The organism is Roseibium sediminis, from assembly GCF_008711325.1.
GTDB classification, from domain to species: Bacteria; Pseudomonadota; Alphaproteobacteria; order Rhizobiales; family Stappiaceae; genus Roseibium; species Roseibium sediminis.
This window is the reverse complement of the sequence record NZ_VXDB01000026.1, coordinates 1-18,661: the sequence shown is the minus strand read 5'-3', so window position 1 is coordinate 18,661 and position 18,661 is coordinate 1. Positions and strand designations below refer to the sequence as shown.

Here is an 18,661-nt window from a genome sequence, read left to right as displayed (position 1 = left end):
GGTCCTCAGGCTCGTTCCACGCGCAGGCGCGGGTCAATCAGGTAGTACAGGATGTCGACGATGAAGTTGATGCTGACAAACAGGAAAGCGGTCAGCAGCAGATAGGCCGACATGATCGGAATATCGACGTTCTGTACTGCCTGCAGGAACATGAGGCCCATGCCCGGCCACTGGAATACGGTCTCGGTGATCGTCGCAAAGGCGATGATGGAGCCAAGCTGCAAACCGGTGATGGTGATGACCGGAACCAGGGTGTTCTTCAGCGCATGGCGGAAGTGAACCAGACGGTTCGGCAATCCGCGCGCGCGGGCAAACTTGATGTAGTCAGTCCGGATAACTTCAAGCATTTCTGCCCGGATCAGACGCATGATCAGCGTCATCTGGTACAGGCCGAGCGTGATCGACGGCAGGATCAGGGCCTTGATGCCTGAAACGGTCAAGAGGCCGGTTGTCCACCATGAACCCACCTGAACAACTTCGCCGCGCCCGAAGCTTGGAAGCCATTGCAGCGTGACGGAGAACAGGAAGATCAGCAGGATGCCGATAAAGAATGTCGGCAAGGATATTCCGATCAGGGAAACGGACAGGAACAGCTTCGAAACCCAGGATTCGCGGTTAAGGCCAGCGTAAATCCCCATGGGGATGCCAACTGCAAGCGCAAAGAGGGCGGACATGAAACTGAGTTCTAGAGTTGCCGGTATCCGCTTCAGGAACAGGTCGGAAACCGGTTGGCGGAACTGATAGGACGTTCCAAAGTCAAACTGGGCCGCGCTCTTGATGAAACGGGCAAATTGCACAGGGATTGGATCGTTCAGGCCAAGGCGTTCACGCAGTGCCTCACGCTCCTCGATGGATGTCTCGATGCCGACCATCTGGTTGACCGGATCTCCAACGAAGCGGAACAGCGTGAAGGCAAGAAGGGCCACCACGATCATGACAATAATCGCCTGGGCAAGGCGACGTATTGCGAAACCAAGCATATCGGCTCTTTATATTTATGGGCAGACGCCCGGCATTGCCGGACGCCTGCTGGTTTTTGGGATTAGTTCTTGGTCACAAAGCGGAACTGGAACTGGTTGTCAGCCCGCTGAGCAAGGGTCACACCATCGGAAACGCCCCATGCCAGTCCCTGCTGGTGCAGCGGGATGTGGGAAACGTCATTGTGCAGGATGGTGAAGGCCTGAGCGATCAGGTCGTCGCGCTTTTCCGGATCGTTTTCGACCAGGATCTGATCCTTGAGAGCGTCAACTTCCTTGTTGCAGTAGCCACCGAGGTTGAACGCACCGCCCTTGCCGGCTTCGTCGCGGCACTGGGTCAGGTTTTCAAGGATGTTCCAGCTGTCGAAGGAACCCGGGGTCCAGCCAAGCAGGTAGAACGAGGTGTCATACCCACCCGATGCCAGAACCTTGGCAAAGTACTTTGCCTTCGGCTGGGCGATCAGGTCGACCTTGACGCCAATGCGCGCAAGCATGGCAGCTGTTGCCTGACAGATGGCTTCGTCATTGACGTAACGATCGTTCGGACAATCCATGGAGACGGTGAAGCCGTCTGCATAGCCAGCTTCGGCCAGAAGGGCCTTGGCTGCTTCCGGATCATAAGGATAGCGTTCGAATTCGCCCGAGCGGGAGAACAGGAACGGCGAGATCATGATCGCGGACGGCGTGGACAGGTCACGCATCACCTTGCGCTTGATGCCCTCGATGTCAATGGCCTGATAGAACGCCTTGCGGACGCGGGCGTCCTTGAACGGGTTCTTGCCCTTCACATCGGAATAGAGCAGCTCGTCACGCATCTGGTCCATGCCGAGGAAGATGGTGCGCAGTTCCGGACCGGTCAGGGCCATTGTGCCTGCGTTGTCATTGACGCGCTTCACGTCCTGAACCGGGATCGGGTACACCATGTCCAATTCACCGGACAGGAGCGCTGCAACGCGGGTTGCATCCGAACCGATCGGGGTGAATTCGACCGTGGTCAGGTTGTGGGTCGGCGTGTCCCACCAGCCTTCGTTCTTCTCATAGACGGTCTTGACGCCCGGCTCATGGCTCGCAACCTTGAACGGGCCTGTGCCGTTGACATTCAGAGCGGCAAAATTCGGTGTGGTGTCAGACGCGGAGGTCACCTTCACGGCGTTGTTCGCCTCGGTCCACTCCTTGTCCATGATGTACCATGTGTCCCACTCATAGTGCAGGATCGGGTTCGGACCGGGCAGAACGAAATCAACGGTGTAATCGTCGACGATTTCAACCTTTACTTCCGCATTGATGCGCGTGCCAAGGTCGGAGCCTTCAGAGCGGACGCGATCCGCAGAGAAAGCAACGTCAGCGGCCGTGAAGTCGTTACCATTGTGGAACTTCACGCCCTTGCGAAGGTGAAAGCGCCAGCGGTTCGGCTCGACAACCTCCCAGCTTTCGGCAAGGGCCGGCTGGATCTGGAGATTTTCATCGCGGCGGGTCAGGCCTTCATAGGCATTGCTGAGTGCGCCGAGCGTGAAGGTCTCGTTCAGGCTGTACGGATCAAGCTGGTTCAGCGTGCCCTGAAACGCGAATTTCAGAGTTTCTGCGCCTGCCGTGGAAGCCCCCAAGCAACCAAGAAACAGCGCAGATACAGCCAGTGATTTTTTAATCATCTTCCCCTCTCAATTCTTCAAAAGCACGCCCTTATTGAGGTCCGCAAAGGCGTGTCTCTTTTATTGATCCCGTCTTGCGGTGACGGAAACTACTTAGCAATACAACCCAATAGCCCGCCTTCCAAGTGGTTTTGGAGTGGTATTATTTTAGCGTTTTATACAGAGCGTCCAAAAACGCAGCGCACTTAATGAGTTGAGAGGATTCAATAAATTCATTCGGCTGGTGCGCCTGGTCGATTGAGCCGGGCCCGCAGACAACAGTCGAAAGCGCATGTTCCTGAAACTGCCCGCCTTCGGTTGCATAGACCACCACATTCTCGCTGTTGTCGCCGGTCAGGCGGCGCGCCAGACCTTCGGCAGCGCCATCCGTCTCCCTCACCAATCCGGGCACGGAGGCAAGGCGTTCGATCTTGATCGCGCACTCCGGGTGGACCGCTTTCATGTCCGGCAGAACCTCTTGTTCCGCAAAGGCGCGGAATGTGGTTTCCCATCGTTCCGCTCCTTCTTCCGGCAGGAAGCGGATATCTGACGTAAGTTCGCAGGTCGACGCCGTGATGTTGTGGGCGGTGCCGCCCCGTATGACGCCGCTGTGTAGGGTGGTGTAGGGAGGATCATAGAGGCAGTCGGGATCAGCGTTGGCGCGGTTGCGCGCGGTCTGCTCATCCAGCCAGCCAACGAGACGAGCGGCAGCTGAAACCGCCGAAACACCCCGGTCCAGCTGACTGGCATGAACGGAATGGCCGGTAATCGTGGTCTTGAAGACCATGATACCCTTGTGGCCGGTGACCACCTTCATGCTGGTCGGTTCGCCGACGATGACCGCCATGGGTCGAGGCCCTTCTGCCACCATGCGCGCGATCATGGGCGGGGCTCCGAAACAACCGACTTCCTCGTCATAAGACAAGGCAATGTGGATGGGGGCCTTCAAGTCGGCTTCCAGAAACTTTGGAACGTGAGCAAGGGCGCAAGCGGCAAAGCCCTTCATGTCTGCCGTGCCGCGCCCATAAAGCCTGCCGACCCGCTCGGTCAGGGTAAAAGGGTCGCTTGACCAGGTCTGGCCTTCCACTGGCACCACATCGGTGTGGGCTGACAGGACCACTCCGCCATCCACGTTGGGGCCGACAACTGCGTGCAGGGACGCCTTGCTGCCTTCCGCATTGAAGGTCTTGACGGACGAGACGCCAAAGCCGCGCAGATAATCCTCGACAAAGTCGATCAGGGGCAGGTTGGTCTGGTCCGATACGGTCGGAAAGGAGACGAGCTTGGCCAGCATCTCCTCAGCTGTGATGTGGGTGTGGGGCAAGCCTGTCTCCTGCATTGCGGTCGAGCGGCGTTCCTGACGATAGGGCAAGGGATAATTGATCCATGTCCCGTAAAGCATGTATTTGTAACGGCTCGGTTTTTCCGCGCAACAGGATTTCCGAAACGGCGGCATCAGGCAGTTCTATGCCAGCCGCCTTCAAAACATCGCTGGAGACGGCCAGAACACTGCCGAGGGCCTTGTTCTCACTTTCCAGCCGGCTGGCGGTGTTCACCACATCACCAAGGGCGGTGATCGGCGCGTGAGCCGATTCAGCGCCTGCGGATCCAATGCGCCCCAAAATGGCAGAGCCGCCATGCAGGCCTATGCCGATCCGCAAGGGGTCCGGGAACTGGGGCCCACGATCCTTGTTCAGACCCACCATCGCGTCCTCGATCCGCGGGCAGGCGGCGAGGGCTTGCTGGCAGGCTGTTTCAAAGGAAACATTCATGCCGAAGATGGCCATGATGCCGTCGCCGATGAACTTGTCGATATGCCCGCCCTCCTGCCGGATTGCCGAGGACACGGTGTCCAGATAGCGGTTCAGCATGTAGACGACATCATAGGAAAGGTTCTGCTCGGTCAGCCCGGTGAAGTTGCGCAGGTCAATGAACATGATGGCGACTTTCCGTTCCACGCCCCAGTAATAGGCGTCGGCGGTCTGTCTGGATCGCACCGCTGCCTGCTGAACCGGAACAAGGGGGCGAATGGTCAGGTCTGCATTCGGACGCAGCTGGCAGGCAAGGCGCACGCTTTCGTCCGCGTTGATACGTTTGAGAACTTCGCACTCGGCAGTCTCGGCGGCCGGTAGCTCTCCAGCACTCTCGATGATCTTGACCCGGCACGTGGAGCATCTGGCCCGGCCACCGCAGACCGCGGTGTGCGGGATGCCATTCATGCGGCTGATTTCCAGCAGCGAAGCGCCCGGATAGGCGCGCACCTTCACCTCTCCGGGATAATTCACGGTGACGGTCTGCCGAAACCTGCGGGTGGAGACGCGGATGATGACAACAAGCAGGCTGATTGCAATCAGTCCGAATATGAGTGCCCGGAACTGATCTGTTTGTGCATAGACCCAATCAATCTGGGCGGGCGTGACGTCCGGCACATAGGCCGTATTCAGCGCCTGTCGACGGGCGCCCTCGATCCAGCCCCACAGGGCAAGCAACGGAAAGAGTATGGCTGCCACTGAAAGAAACGGCAGGCTCCTTTGATACCACGGATAAAGGCGCAGCCAGAAATGCAGCCCCACCATGGAATGGACCCAGACGACAAGAAGCAGGATCGACTGCATGACCGCGCCTTGCGGCCAAAGAAGGGTCAGGATCAGGGGGTATTCGACGTCCACGCCATGCGCATTGTCGAGACCCATGGTGGCTGCCACATGCGGGATCAGCGTCCAGGGAATGTAGAGGCCGAGAACAAGTTGCACGAATTCCCATGTCGGCATTCGCAAGGTCCGCCGACGCATGGTTCTCCAGAGAGCAAGCAGCGTGTGGGTGAGGGCTGCAAGCAGCAGAAGCGGGCCGCCGACAGGATTGTCCCACAGTCCCCCTAGCCAGTCCTCTCCGGCTTCCATGGCCTCAAGTGAGATGATGCCGAGCGCATGATTGGCAAAATGGGTCAGGCAAAAGGCGAAAAGCACCAGCCCGCTCCAGAGCCGCAGCCGCTGTCGCCAATTGCCCGAGCTGACCGATTTTTGCGCGGTGTCCTTTGCGTTTCTGGCAGGCTTGGCAGGTGGCTCGCCTCCGGTTCTCCCTTGTTGCCCTGTCGCCAAAACGCTCTCCCATCCGCTTCTTTTCCAAAGAAGGTCTCGCCCTATCCCTTGCATGAAAAAGGGGAACCAGTCCATTACTGCCGCAACGAATGGCATGGAGGTAGTGATGAAGGTTTATGGCATCAAGAATTGCGACACGGTCAAGAAGGCCCGCAAGTTTCTGGAAGAGGCCGGGCTGGACTACGATTTCCATGACTACAAGAAAGATGGCGTCGATGCTGGCAAGCTGGCCGGGTTCATCGAGGAATTCGGCTGGGAAGTGATCGTGAACCGCAAGGGCACGACGTGGCGTAAGCTGGATGACGAGGTAAAGGACGCCGTGCGGGATAATGCATCAGCACTGGCCCTGTTGCAGGAACAGCCGTCCGCCATCAAGCGCCCGATTGTCGAGGCCAAAGCTAAGAATTTTCTCGGGTTCGACCCCGTTGCGTGGGAAGCTGCGCTGGAAATGGCCGAGCTGAAGTAGCCAGCAATCCCGGTCGATCACCAGGTTCTGCGCGGGCCGGTGTCGATGTGATAGTGGCCCGAGCTATAATGCTTGTAGCCGCCGACCTCCGGCTGTGCCTTCAGGAACGCGATCACCGATGACGGGTTGCCGCCCACTGTGAAGTCCACGGCGCGGCAATTCAGGTGATAGCTGTCGCTGGCGCCGCCCTTCCACCAGTTTTCCAGCCACCAGCGTTTTGTGGAGTGCACCGTGACTGCGCCATAACGGGCGGCCACACGGTTCAATACCTTTTTCAGCTTGCGCGGGACGCACCAGGCGGTGTCGTTGTATTTCACCTTGCTGCTGGTGTTGGTGATCCAGCCGAGCCCGGTCACACCGGCAACGGTTCCGCATCCGGACAAGACCGGAAGCATGGCCAGCAAGACGAAAATGGTGAAACGACGGGTACGCATGATCCTATCCCTGTCTCTGTCCCCCGCGGGGAACAGTGAGGGACATCCGTTAAAATTGTCATGAAAAACAAGGTTAACTGTCAGGGTTTGGCTCGGGCTTTCCATTGCGCCCGTTAATACAATTTGAACGGGGTCGAACGATTTCGCAGCGGAAAGCTATGGCGGCAACGTATGTGTTGGGTTAGGCGTTTTGACCTTGGTGCAATTCAGCAGTCAACGATCAGCCAGGAGCCTGACAGGCAAGAGCGATGTCCCACGTATTTCCCCGCCATACAAAAGCCAATCCTCCAGTCGCCGTGGGTGGTGACGGATGCTATGTCATTGATCAAAACGGCAAGCGCTATTTTGATGGGTCTGGCGGCGCTGCTGTTTCCTGTCTCGGGCACAGTGACCCGGACGTGATTGCCGCCATCAAGGCGCAGGTGGACCAGATTGCCTTTGCGCATACCGGGTTCTTCACCTCCCGCCCCGCAGAAGACCTGGCGGACCTTCTCATTGCTCATGCTCCAAAGGGGCTGGACCGTGTCTACTTTGTCTCCGGCGGATCGGAGGCGATGGAAGCGGCCCTCAAGCTGGCGCGTCAGTATTTTCTGGAGAAGGGGGAAACCAGCCGTCACCGGGTTATCGCCCGTCGCCAAAGCTATCACGGCAACACACTTGGTGCGCTGGCAACCGGCGGCAACCAATGGCGCCGCGAGCCTTTTGCACCGTTGATGATTGAAACCTCTCACATCTCACCTTGTTATGAGTATCGCGGCCGGCGGGAAGACGAGACTGCATTCGACTACGGTCAACGTGTTGCAAACGAGCTGGAAACGGAAATCCAGCGCTTGGGGGCCGAAAATGTCATGGCCTTTGTCGCCGAGCCTGTTGTGGGTGCGACAGCGGGCGCAGTTCCGCCGGTTGAAGGTTATTTCAAACGCATTCGCGAGATTTGCGACCAGCATGGCATCCTGCTCATTCTCGATGAGGTGATGTGCGGCATGGGCCGCACAGGCTCCCTCTTTGCCTGCGAGCAGGACGGCATTTCCGCCGATATCCTGTGCATCGCCAAGGGACTGGGAGCAGGTTATCAGCCGATCGGCGCCATGTTGTGCTCGGCTGAAATCTATCAGGCGATCGAAAACGGTTCCGGCTTCTTCCAGCACGGCCACACATATATCGGACACCCGACGGCCTGCGCGGCGTCTCTAGCCGTTTTGAAGAAACTCACCGGCGGACTGGTGCAGCGTGTTCACCCGCTGGGCAATCAGCTTCAGGCGTCGCTGGAAGATGCACTGGGCCAGCATCCGCATGTGGGCGACATTCGCGGTCGCGGCCTCTTTCGGGGCATCGAGATCGTGGAAAACCGGGAAACCAGGGACCCGTTTGATCCCAAGCGTGGCATCAACAAGGCGCTGAAGAAGGCGGCCTTCGAGGCCGGTCTCGCCTGTTATCCGATGGGCGGAACGATTGACGGTGTGCGCGGGGACCACGTTCTGCTTGCCCCGCCGTTCATCATGAGCGAGGCGCAGATTGGCGAAGTGACCGACAAGCTGGTCACGGCCTTCAAGGCGGTGTTCTGATCTATGACCGACCGGTTCCCGGCCGATTTGCCGAAGATCATGGTCGCGCCGAATGGCGCGCGCCGAACGAAGGCGGATCATCCGGCTTTGCCGATGACGGTTGCCGAGACAATCGAGGCGGCAAGCGCTGCGTATGAAGCAGGGGCCGGTGCGATCCATGCCCATGTTCGGGACGAGGCTGGCAAGCATGTGCTGGATGCTGGTCTTTATCGCGAGCTCATCGCAGGGCTTGGCGAAGCCGTGCCGGGCATGATGGTCCAGATCACCACCGAGGCGGTCGGCCACTACACGCCCGATCAACAGCGCCAACTGGTGCGTGAAGTGCGGCCATTTGCGGTTTCAATTGCTGTTCGGGAAATGATCCCGGACAGTGAGACGCCAGAAGAAATCGAAGCGGCCCGTGTGTTTTATGACTGGGCGCTGGGCGAGCGGATCGCCATCCAGCACATCCTCTACAGTGCTGAGGATGTCTCGCGGTTCTTCCGACTTCTTCGTCAGGGCGTTATTCCGGGTACCTCCCACCAGGTGCTCTATGTCCTTGGTCGGTATGCGGAAAATCAGGAAAGCGCGCCTGAGGACCTTGATCCCTTTTTATCGGTTGCCGCTGCGGAAAATAGCGGGCACAACCTTGATTGGGCGGTTTGTGCATTCGGACATCGGGAGACGGACTGTCTTGCACATGCAATCCGGTTGGGCGGCAAGGCCCGCATCGGATTTGAAAACGGCTTGTGGAATCGGGACGGCGCGCTCGCGCGTGACAATGCCGACCGGGTCAAGGATTTGATGGCGGCTCTGGCCGATCAGTAAAAGTGGAAGACAAGGAATGGCGAACAGGTTTGTTTTGACCCTGTCCTGTGAGGACAAGCCGGGCATCGTGGCTGCAGTCACCACCGAACTGGCCGATCTTGGGGCCAATATCGCCGAAAGCGATCAGTTCTGGGATCAGGTGAGCAATCGTTTCTTCATGCGTATTGCCATCCGCGCACCCGACGGCATCGGCAAGGACAAGGTTCAAAAAGCGATCGAGCCGGTCATCTCGCGCTTCGACATGAAGACATCGATCGCGGATTGGTCGGCGCGGCCCAAGATCATCATCATGGTCTCCAAGTTCGATCATGCCATGCTGCATCTCCTCTACCAGATCCGGGTGGGCTGGATGGATGCGGAAGTGGTCGCCATCGTGTCGAACCACGCTGACAGCAAGCGTACGGCAGAAATCGAGGGCGTTCCCTACCATCATTGGCCGGTCAATCGCGATAACAAGGCAGAGCAGGAGGAAAAGCTCCTGAAACTGGTCAAGGACACGGGGGCTGATCTGGTGGTGCTCGCCCGCTACATGCAGGTTCTCTCCGACAATATCTCCAAGCGGCTGTTCGGCAAGGTGATCAACATTCACCACTCCTTCCTTCCGAGCTTCAAGGGCGCAAAACCCTATCATCAGGCCCACCAGCGCGGCGTGAAGATGATCGGGGCAACCGCCCATTATGTGACGCCCGACCTGGATGAGGGGCCAATCATCGAGCAGGACGCAGAACGCGTCAGCCATGCCTTGTCTGCAGATGACTTTGTGGCGCGTGGCCGTGATATTGAATCCCGCGTTCTGGCGCGTGCCGTCAAATACCATCTTGAAAACCGGGTGATGATCGTCGGCAACAAGACGATCGTCTTCACACCCTGAGATCGCAGGCGAGGGCAGTCAGGTGTCGGAACAGGACGAAAGACCACGCATCCCGCCCGGACAGGTGGTGACGCGCAAGTTTCCGGTCATGACGGCAGGCACGCCAAAGGTCGCGCCGCAGGAAAAATGGACTTTGACGGTCGATGGCAAGGTGGAAACGCCGCTGCAGCTGACATGGTCCGATTTTTCGAAACTGCCAACTCAGGAATTCACCGTCGACATTCATTGCGTCACCAAATGGTCAAAGCTGGACACAGTCTGGCGCGGTGTGTCGCTGGACGTTCTGCTTGATCTGGCAAAACCGCTGCCGGAAGCCCGCTATGTCAGTGCGGTATCCGATGGAGATTATTCCGCGAACCTGAGAACGGAAGACCTTGTTGGCGGCAAGGCGTTTGTCGCAACCCATTTTGATGGTCAACCCTTGAGCGAAGAGCATGGTGGCCCGGCCCGCCTTGTCGTGCCGGGGCTCTATTTCTGGAAGAGCGCCAAATGGCTGCGTCGTCTCACCTTAAGTGAATACGACTACAAGGGCTTTTGGGAAAAGCTCGGCTATCACAATTACGGCGATCCCTGGAAAGAGCAAAGATACCGCGGTTAGCCTCAGGCTGCCTTGTCGCCGACTTGAGGCAGGTCCAGCCCATCCTTGCGAAGTTCGGCAAAAATCCAGTCGCGAAACAGGCGAACCTTGCGGCTGCTGCGGTTTTCAGGCGGGTAGCTCAGGTGCCATGCCATCCCGGGATCGTTTTCCACGATGTCGAATGGCTGGATCAGCTGGCCGCTTTCCAGTTCTGTCCGGTAGAAGAATGGGGTGAGGATGGCAACGCCCTTGCCGGCAATAGCGCGGCTTGCCTCCAGTCCCTGTGACCCCATCCGCGACGAGGGCCAGTTGGCAAAGTCCGGATCCGGAAGACCTGCCTTTGCAAACCAGAGCGGCCACCAATGGTCTGCCGGATCAATGATCGGAAGCTTCAGGAGATCCGCCGGTTCGTTGATGCCTCCAATGCTTTCCGCCAGTGACGGGTGGAGCATTGGCGTAAAATCTGCCGGAATGAGGCTGTGCAGCACATTGTCGGACGGCGGATCATAGCAGCCGGAAATAGTGATATCCCGGTCACCCCGGCTGTATTGATCTTTGTTGTCCGTCGGTATGATCCGTATGGCGAGGTCCGGGTTGGCGATCTGAAAATCGAACAGCCGCGCGGCAAGCCATCGGGAGGCAAAGGTCGCATTGCAGCCGATCACCAGTTGAGTGTCGTTTTCTTCGCGGATCTCGGCAAAGGCCGAGCGCAGGTCGCTGAAGGCCCCAATCACCTTCGATGCGAGGTTCATGCCCTTGTCGGTAAGTTCAATCTTCCGCGCCTTGCGCACAAAGACAGGAAAACCAAGTCGATCCTCCAGAACCTTGATCTGGTAGCTGACGGCTGCCTGCGTCTTGCCAAGCTCGTCCCCGGCTTTGGTGAAGCTAAGGTGGCGACTGACAGATTCAAAAGCGCGAACCGCAAGCACCGGCGGCAGTGGATCATAACTCATGCATAAGTCTCCCTTATGCATGATAGCTGAGATTTCGTTGGTAAAACAAGCTCGTCAGCGGAAATATCTCTTTTGAAAAAAGGAGATCGAACATGTCCGCAAGAAATCGCTGTGAAGCAAGGCAACAATCTCGCTTATCCATGTTCCTGCAGGCCTTGTGGTCAGCAGCCCGACTGCACTTCAGATCGCGCGCTCAAGCCAAACGGACCCGCATCAGCCTTTCGCATCTGGACACTCATCTGCTCGAGGATATTGGCTGTGGTTCTGTGCGCGAGCAAAGCGACAGTTTTGAGGCCAGGTGGCGCCGTGAAATCGACCTGATCAACAAGTGACGCATTGTGCTTTGGGCAGGTTCAAGACAGCACCATCGCCCAAAGGGTCGCCGCCAGCATGGCAGCGGCCATCAGGACGGTGATGACCCGCATGGCCGGGCCGTCACCGATCAACCCCAGGATGGACACGCCGATCAAGGCCCACAGGGAGTGGGAGATCATGCCGCCAAAGACAAATCCACTGGTCAGAAGCAATGCGTTCTCTGTGAGACCGAGCCCGTTCCCGGCAAAGAAAGTGGTGTAGGCGGTCAGGCTCATGGCCCAGGTCTTCGGGCTCAGGGGATGGATCAGCAGACCTTCCCAGAAAGTCGGTGGTGTCACGTCACCCTTCGGCTTCACGCTCATGGAGACAATTCGCCAGGCCAGATAGGCCATATAGGCAAGGCTCAGGGCCTTGAAGGCGGTGACAATCGGGCCCCCTCCGGCCATCAGGCCGCCCAGACCATAGGCCACACTCATGTTCAAGACGATGGAGCCGATCTGGGAGGCGACGATCACCGGAAAGGCAGTCCGATAGCCCGATGCGGCACCAATCGCCATGAAAGTCAGGTTTCCCGGTCCCGGAGTGCCGGTCATGATGGCGACGAACAGCGCAAATGCAGCAAGGGTAGACAGATCCATGAGATAAGCTCGTGATACAATCGATACAATTTCGTGAAGTCACGATAGAATTGCAAAATTGTATCCGTCAATGATAACATTGTTCCCATGACAATATGGGTTCCCACACTCGAAACCTCGAACAGCCCAATCTACCTCGCCATTGCGGATGCGATCGAGGCAGACATTAAGGCGGGCGTTTTGGCAGTTGGCGACCGGTTGCCGCCCCAGCGGGAACTGGCCTATCAGCTTGGCGTAACCTTGGGCACGGTCACCCGGGCCTATACGGAGGCGGAAAGACGGCGCTTGCTGCGGGGTGAAACCGGCCGCGGAACCTTTGTAGCGCCGGTCGGCACCCCAATTTCGCCCTTGGTTCCCAAAGAAGGGGAAGCCGAGGCATTCGATCTTGCTCGCAATTTTGCCTATCCGCACCTCAATCCCAACCTGTCCAGCGGACTGGTTCGCCTGTCACGAACGCCGGGTATCGAGCGTTTGAACGGGTTTGTCCCATCTGAGGGATTGCGGTCACATCGTGAAACTGGAGCGCTTCTCTTTTCCTATTACGGGCTCAAGGCCGATCCGGCCCGTGTGGCGCTGACCTGCGGGGCGCAGCACGGAATCCAGATCCTGCTTCAGGCCTTGTTTCGGCCAGGGGATGCGGTTGCGGTCGATGCGTTCACCTATCCCTCGATCATTCATTCTGCGCCCAATCTCGGCCTCCGACTGGTGCCCGTTCCAGCACGGCGGGATAACGGTCAAATGGGAGCAATGGACGCGGATGCGCTCGCAGCTGCGTCCCGCCAACATGGTGTCAAGGGCGTGTTCGTGATGCCGAACATGCAGAACCCGACGACCCACACGATGAGCCTGGAAGAGCGGTTGTCATTGGTGGAGGTCGCGCGCCTTCATGGGTTGAAGATCATCGAGGATGATCCCTACACCCCGTTTGTTGCGGAAAGGGGCGCAGCCTTTGGCGAGTTGGCACCAGAAAGAACGGCGTCAATTGCCAGTATTTCGAAGGTGATCTCTCCCGGTAGCCGGATCGGCTTTGTGCATGTGCCGGACAAATATGCCGGCGACGTACGCAACCTGATCGGGGAAAGCACCTGGATGGCATCACCCATCACTGCCGAGCTGATTTCCGGATGGGTGCGTGACGGGTCATTGGAAAAGACCATAACCGCAAAGAAACGGGCCAATGCAAACCGTTACCAGCTGGTCTTGGACATGCTCGGCGAAGAAGCTGTCACCGGTGGGCCGGAAAAGGTGTTTGTCTGGCTGAAGGTTCCCGAAGGCCTCGACGCGGTCATGCTGGAAACAGGGCTGGATGCACAGGGCGTGAAAATCTTGTCCGCAAGGCATTTCCAGCCGAACCAGCTTGGTGGGGCTCCCTATCTGCGCCTCACACTTGGTTCGATAGCAGGCGATGCAGCCTTCGCGGATGCCCTCGGGATTGTTGCCAGAGCGCTAGCCCCTGTCGACAGTCAGCCCCTTAGGCGGGATCCCGTCGGCTAGGCAGGATTTGGGTCTTTCCTTTGACAGCTGCACCAAAGCCGGTGATAAGCACCTGCCCTTGTGCCTTCGGGTGGAAAGTGGCTTGGGTTGGCAGCAGCAGGCTGGCGGAATGGCATTTTGGTCAAAAAAGCACGCATCTCGTCCTGAACACAGGTTTGACCTGTCCGCCGCGACCTACGCGTCTTTGGAAAATGTCAGCTTGAAACTGGGCGATCGGACGGTTCTGGACGATGTGTCTGTTGAACTGCAGGAGCGCCGGGTTGGACTCATCGGGTTGAACGGATCGGGCAAAAGCAGTCTGGTTCGCCTGTTGAACGGGTTGCGCTTCCCCGACAGCGGCACGGTTCGCATTTTTGGTGCCGCCACGACCGAGGTCGCCCCCGATCTGCCGAGGCATGTCGGTTTTGTTTTCCAAAATCCGGATCATCAGGCCATTTTCCCGACTGTCGAGGAAGAGATCGCCTTTGGCCTTACCCAGATCGGCTTTGACAAAAAGGACGCCCGAAAGGGAGCGCGCGCCTTTTTGAAACTGCACGATTGCGATCGACTTGCGGAATTGCCGTTCGCCTCTCTGTCGGAAGGCCAGAAACAGCTCATCTGCATTCTGGCAATTCTGGTCATGGAGCCGCAGATCCTCGTGCTTGATGAGCCCCTGACCAGTCTGGACGGTTTGGCGTCTCGCCTGATCCTGAAGAAGCTCAAGAGCGTTGAGCAGAGGCTGGTCATGATCTCCCATGACCTGTCTACGCTCGCCGATTTTGATAGGGTTCTCTGGCTGGAGGATGGCAAGATCAGGATGGACAGCGTGCCGGGCGATGTGTTGCCTGCCTATGCCGCGGACCTTGATCGGCGGGCTGCAAAGGCCGAGACCGGAGCCCATGCGCTGTGATTGCCGCCCAGATTCCGGGGCCAAGCTGGCTCCATTCCCTGCCGACCCGGTTCAAGCTGTTGGTACTGCTTGTCAGCGGTGCAGTTCTATTTCCGGTCGATGATATTTTGATCCTGGCAACCTGTGTGGGTCTGGTGATCGGCCTTTACGCCAGCCTTGGCTCGAAAGGGTTGGTCCAGCTGCGGCTCCTGCGCCCGTTCGGCTTTATGATGGTCTTCATTTTGGGTCTTCACGCCATTTCCGGGACCGTCGAAACTGGGGTAAGCGTTGTCCTGCGGCTGACGGCAATGGTGCTGATGGCAAATCTTGTGTCCGTCACCACCCGTATGGATGACATGCTCGACGCGGTTTATCCCATCTTCCTGCCGCTGAAATGGATTGGAGGATCGCCGCGCAAACCGGCATTGGCCGTCACCCTCGTCATTCGATTTGCACCCGTTCTTCTGAACGTATATGGATGCTTGCAAGATGCGTTCAGGGCGCGCACGGGTCGGCATTCAAGCTGGCGGTTGATCGCACCGCTGGCACTTCAGGCATTGAAGATGTCCGAGAATGTCGCCGAAGCCCTGACTGCACGTGGGGGGAGCAAAGGTTTGTCAAACAACGATTGACCAGCCTGCGGGTGCTTGCGCCCGCCCGGTGTGGTCAAAAAAGGAATATGAATATGTCTGATCGTTCCCTGGTACAGGTCGCATTCTATGCAGCTTTGATTGCTGCCTTGGGCCTTTTGCCGCCAATCGCGATCCCTTTTCTCGGCGGCGTACCGATTACCGCCCAGTCTCTCGGCGTCATGCTCGCCGGCATCATGCTCGGCCCGGTTCGTGGAGCCCTTGCTGTTCTGCTGTTCCTCTTCCTTGTCGCGTTGGGCGCCCCGCTTCTGGCCGGTGGTCGTGGCGGCCTTGCCGTTTTCGCGTCACCGTCTGTCGGCTTTCTGATCGGCTGGCCGGTCGGTGCCTTTGTTGCAGGCCTGATCATGCAGAAAACTCGTCAGCTGAATGTGCTGATAGCGGCTGTCATTGCTGCCGTCGTTGGCGGTATCGGCGTGATCTACGGCTTTGGCATCCCCGGTCTCGTGGCTATGACGGACCTGACCTTCGACAAGGCTGCGATGGGCACTGCTGTTTATCTGCCGGGTGACTTTGTGAAAGTCATCATTGCGGCAGTCGTCGCGCAAACGGTTGCCCGCGGCTTGCCTCAGGCCCTGCTTTCCCGAGCGTGAAGCCACCATGGCATTTGTTGGTGATACACTGAACCAACACGCACAACGCCGACCTTTTGGGTCGGCGTTGACGTTTTCAGGGCGAACAATCTCTTGGGGCGAGCTTGAAGCGGCTGTTCTGAAGCGGGAAGAATGCGTATCGGACTTGGGCGAGCGGTCTCGGATTGCTCTTTGCAGCCGAGATCCCGCGAACCTCCTGATCGACTTCCTCGCCGTTGCCCGAATCGGTCATGTGGCAATGGTGTATGACCCCGGTTGGCCCGCCGAGCGCAGATGGGCCATCGAGGAGCGAACCTGCCCGGCTCGAATTCTGTCATCGAACACGACGGTCAAGAGTGGTCCCGCGCGGACTCCGTCCCGGCCAACAGAAGATACACCCTTCTATATCGGCTTTACTTCCGGCTCTACCGGGATGCCGAAGGGCTTTGAGCGCACGCATGGGTCTTGGCTGAAAAGCTTCGATGTCACCGAGGCGGAGTTCGGCATTGGCGCGGGTGATCACGTGCTGATCGTGGGAAGCCTGCAGCACTCACTGCATTTATACGGGGCGGTGCATGCGCTTCATGTCGGCGCTCGTGTAACGGTGCTGGATGGATTTGATCCCAAGGTCGTCGCAAGCAGCTTGGCCTCCGGTGCCATAACCGCGCTTTATGCAACCCCGACCCAGCTGCATTATGTGTCGTCTGTTCTGGAAAGACGGCAACCAGTTTCCAGTTTGCGTCTCGTCATGGCCAGCGGCGCCAAATGGCCTGCTGAAGAGCGCCGCAGGATGTCCGCCATTTTCCCGCAGGCAAACCTCGCCGAATTCTATGGAGCTTCCGAAACGAGTTTCCTGACCGTTCTGCATCCTCATGAGACGCCGCCGGACGGCTCGGTCGGACGGCCTGTTGCAGGGGTGCAGTTGCGCATTGGTGACCCGGATGGGCCGCCGCTGCCTGCAGGAAAGACGGGGCGCATCTGGGCGAAGAGCCCGCTTCACTTCAAGGGCTATGTCTGTGGTGAAGGCCCGGATACAAGGAGGAGAGACGGCTGGTTGACGGTCGGCGACCACGGCTATCTGGATGAGCGTGGTTTTCTGTTTCTGACTGGAAGAGAAAATCGAATGATCATCTCGGGTGGTCTGAATATCTATCCCGAAGAAGTTGAGCGTGTTCTGGAAGAGGTGCCGGATGTTGCAAATGCGGCCGTCTTCGGCTTGCCCGACGCGGCCCGTGGAGAGCGACTCGTTGCGGTGGTTCATCCGGCAGCGGGCATGCATCCGTCGCCGGAGCAGCTTTATCAGACCTGTGTCGCCCGGCTTGGGCGCGCCTATTCCCCGCGTGACATTCATGTCTGGCGGGCCTGGCCTTTGACAGCAGGCGGCAAAACCGATCTGGTGAAGATCAGGCAAAGTCTGCTTGAGGGGAGCAAGGGAGAAGAGCGACAGTGACCAGCAGCCAACAGGCAGTCATATGCGCAGCCCGCAGGACCGCGGTTGCCCCTCGCGGGGGAGCTCTTTCCAGATTTCAGGCTGATGAACTTGCAGCGCCCGTGTTCACTTCGGTTCTTGAAGATGCTGGCGTCTCTTCAGAAGCGGTCGATACTGTTGTCATGGGCAACGCGCTCTATGGCGGCGGCAATCCGGCCCGATTGGCGGCTCTGAGGGCAGGCCTGCCTGTCTCGGTTCCGGCAATGACGATCGACACCCAATGCTGTTCCGGTCTGGATGCGATCATCCACGCAGCGCGATTGGTGGAGAGCGGCGCGGCGCAGTGTGTCCTTGCCGGGGGAATGGAAAGTTTCAGCCGGTCTCCGGTGCGGATGCATCGCCCGGACGTGAAGGGGCAGGAACCGATTGCATACACCCGCCCGCCCTTTGCTCCTCCGCCCTATGCGGATCCGGATCTTGCAGAAGCCGCGGCGATGCTGGCAGCCGAAAGAGGCTTTGATCTGGAACAGCAAGCCGCATTCGCGGTGACGAGCCATGAAAAGGCCCTTGATCAGGCAAACCTCGAAATCCTCCGACGGGAAATCGTGCCCATGAACGAGGGAACTGTCTTCCGCGACGAGTTCACCCGTACACTGAACATGCGAACGGCGTTGCGGGCTCCGGTCGTTGCGGGGGAAAAGCCCTATGCCGTGAATGCGGCAACAACCGCGGTGGAAGCCGATGCGGCCGCAGCAGTACTGGTCACTTCGCGCGATTTTGCCATTGCGCACAAGAATACGCATGTGCTCGCCCTTGAGGCAGCCCTCTCGGTAGGTGGCGAAACCGGAAGCCCGGCAATTGCCCCCATTCGCGCAGCGAGACGGCTTATTCAAAGCCATCCGGATATGAAACTGGGTCTTACCAACGTTGAGGTGATGGAAGCCTATGCAAGCCAGGCACTTGCCACGGTGCATGACCTCGACCTCGACTTGAAGATCGTCAACGCGAGAGGCGGCGCCCTATCTCGTGGTCATCCGATCGGGGCGTCTGGCACTATTCTCGTGGTTCGGCTCTTTGCCGACCTCGTCCGAGAGCCGACCGCAAAGAGGACTGATCGGGCTGGCTTGAAACGACGGGGGTTGGCCCTGATTGCTGCCGCAGGGGGATTGGGGACTGCGGCCGTTTTCGCCCCTGTCAACCTTGCCTAGGTGAGGGTCAAAAGTCCTCATTTCCCTTGTTATCCCATTGTTATCATGGGTGTTTCCTACTTTTGTCCCGTGTTGTTCACAGGGTATTTTTGTTTGTTTTTGAGAAAGTTTGAT

The 18,661-nt window shown here is 58.3% G+C and carries 19 protein-coding genes; 12 read left to right on the top strand and 7 right to left on the bottom strand.

Annotated elements, in window-relative coordinates:
• Positions 1-5: 5 nt before the first annotated feature.
• The 4 genes from F0155_RS19800 to F0155_RS19785 form a co-directional block, all read right to left on the bottom strand.
• Positions 6-980, bottom strand: a complete 975-nt coding sequence (locus tag F0155_RS19800; protein WP_150526299.1) for an ABC transporter permease — start codon at positions 978-980, stop codon at positions 6-8.
• 62 nt (positions 981-1,042) lie between these two features.
• Positions 1,043-2,626 (bottom strand): ABC transporter substrate-binding protein, encoded by a 1,584-nt coding sequence (locus F0155_RS19795; RefSeq protein WP_150526298.1) that lies wholly within the window; start codon positions 2,624-2,626, stop codon positions 1,043-1,045.
• 142 nt (positions 2,627-2,768) lie between these two features.
• Positions 2,769-3,929 carry an acetylornithine deacetylase gene (gene argE, locus F0155_RS19790; protein WP_150526297.1) on the bottom strand — a complete coding sequence of 387 codons (1,161 nt, stop codon included), beginning with the start codon at positions 3,927-3,929 and terminating at the stop codon, positions 2,769-2,771.
• Positions 3,904-5,703: an adenylate/guanylate cyclase domain-containing protein gene (locus tag F0155_RS19785; protein ID WP_208999384.1), complete on the bottom strand. Its 1,800-nt coding sequence runs from the start codon at positions 5,701-5,703 to the stop codon at positions 3,904-3,906. Before F0155_RS19785 ends, argE begins: the two co-directional genes overlap by 26 nt.
• 106 nt (positions 5,704-5,809) lie before the next feature.
• Here F0155_RS19785 and F0155_RS19780 point away from each other — a divergent pair, with 106 nt between their 5' ends.
• Complete coding sequence (locus F0155_RS19780; protein WP_150526296.1) at positions 5,810-6,169, top strand: ArsC family reductase; 360 nt, start codon at positions 5,810-5,812, stop codon at positions 6,167-6,169.
• 17 nt (positions 6,170-6,186) lie between these two features.
• Here F0155_RS19780 and F0155_RS19775 read toward each other — a convergent pair whose 3' ends face one another.
• Complete coding sequence (locus F0155_RS19775) at positions 6,187-6,603, bottom strand: YcbK family protein (RefSeq protein ID WP_150526295.1); 417 nt, start codon at positions 6,601-6,603, stop codon at positions 6,187-6,189.
• 248 nt (positions 6,604-6,851) lie between these two features.
• Between F0155_RS19775 and F0155_RS19770 the strand changes: the two genes are divergently transcribed.
• The 4 genes from F0155_RS19770 to F0155_RS19755 are packed head-to-tail and all read left to right on the top strand — an operon-like array spanning position 6,852 to position 10,444.
• A complete protein-coding gene (locus F0155_RS19770) occupies positions 6,852-8,168 on the top strand; it encodes an aspartate aminotransferase family protein (RefSeq protein WP_150526294.1) in 1,317 nt (438 codons plus the stop codon).
• A 3-nt stretch (positions 8,169-8,171) separates the two neighbouring features.
• Positions 8,172-8,975, top strand: a complete 804-nt coding sequence (locus F0155_RS19765) for a beta-keto acid cleavage family enzyme (RefSeq protein WP_208999382.1) — start codon at positions 8,172-8,174, stop codon at positions 8,973-8,975.
• A 16-nt stretch (positions 8,976-8,991) separates the two neighbouring features.
• Positions 8,992-9,846: a formyltetrahydrofolate deformylase gene (gene purU / locus F0155_RS19760; protein ID WP_150526293.1), complete on the top strand. Its 855-nt coding sequence runs from the start codon at positions 8,992-8,994 to the stop codon at positions 9,844-9,846.
• Between the two features lie 22 nt (positions 9,847-9,868).
• On the top strand, positions 9,869-10,444 hold the full coding sequence (locus F0155_RS19755) for a sulfite oxidase-like oxidoreductase (protein ID WP_150526292.1): 576 nt from the start codon (positions 9,869-9,871) through the stop codon (positions 10,442-10,444).
• 2 nt (positions 10,445-10,446) lie between these two features.
• Here the strand turns inward: F0155_RS19755 and F0155_RS19750 are convergent, their stop codons facing one another.
• Positions 10,447-11,376: a LysR family transcriptional regulator gene (locus tag F0155_RS19750; protein ID WP_150526291.1), complete on the bottom strand. Its 930-nt coding sequence runs from the start codon at positions 11,374-11,376 to the stop codon at positions 10,447-10,449.
• Positions 11,377-11,468: 92 nt separating this feature from the next.
• Here F0155_RS19750 and F0155_RS19745 point away from each other — a divergent pair, with 92 nt between their 5' ends.
• Positions 11,469-11,708 (top strand): YjiS-like domain-containing protein, encoded by a 240-nt coding sequence (locus tag F0155_RS19745; RefSeq protein ID WP_150526290.1) that lies wholly within the window; start codon positions 11,469-11,471, stop codon positions 11,706-11,708.
• Positions 11,709-11,729: 21 nt separating this feature from the next.
• On the opposite strand, the gene F0155_RS19740 is transcribed toward F0155_RS19745, so the two are convergent.
• Entirely contained in the window at positions 11,730-12,329 is a 600-nt protein-coding gene (locus tag F0155_RS19740; protein WP_150526289.1) for a LysE family translocator, read from the bottom strand.
• A gap of 87 nt (positions 12,330-12,416) precedes the next feature.
• Here F0155_RS19740 and F0155_RS19735 point away from each other — a divergent pair, with 87 nt between their 5' ends.
• The 6 genes from F0155_RS19735 (at position 12,417) to F0155_RS19710 (ending at position 18,547) form a co-directional block, all read left to right on the top strand.
• Positions 12,417-13,823 carry an aminotransferase-like domain-containing protein gene (locus F0155_RS19735; protein ID WP_150526288.1) on the top strand — a complete coding sequence of 469 codons (1,407 nt, stop codon included), beginning with the start codon at positions 12,417-12,419 and terminating at the stop codon, positions 13,821-13,823.
• 109 nt (positions 13,824-13,932) lie between these two features.
• A complete protein-coding gene (locus tag F0155_RS19730; protein ID WP_150526287.1) occupies positions 13,933-14,712 on the top strand; it encodes an energy-coupling factor ABC transporter ATP-binding protein in 780 nt (259 codons plus the stop codon).
• The gene (locus tag F0155_RS19725; RefSeq protein ID WP_150526286.1) at positions 14,709-15,323 is read left to right on the top strand and encodes an energy-coupling factor transporter transmembrane component T family protein; all 615 of its coding nucleotides are present in this window, start codon (positions 14,709-14,711) and stop codon (positions 15,321-15,323) included. Before F0155_RS19730 ends, F0155_RS19725 begins: the two co-directional genes overlap by 4 nt.
• A 53-nt stretch (positions 15,324-15,376) precedes the next feature.
• Entirely contained in the window at positions 15,377-15,931 is a 555-nt protein-coding gene (locus F0155_RS19720; RefSeq protein ID WP_150526285.1) for a biotin transporter BioY, read from the top strand.
• Positions 15,932-15,938: 7 nt separating this feature from the next.
• Entirely contained in the window at positions 15,939-17,360 is a 1,422-nt protein-coding gene (locus tag F0155_RS19715) for an AMP-binding protein (protein WP_150526284.1), read from the top strand.
• Positions 17,357-18,547, top strand: coding sequence for a thiolase family protein (locus tag F0155_RS19710; RefSeq protein ID WP_150526283.1), 1,191 nt, complete (start codon positions 17,357-17,359; stop codon positions 18,545-18,547). The genes F0155_RS19715 and F0155_RS19710 overlap by 4 nt, the downstream gene beginning before the upstream one ends.
• Positions 18,548-18,661 lie beyond the last annotated feature (114 nt).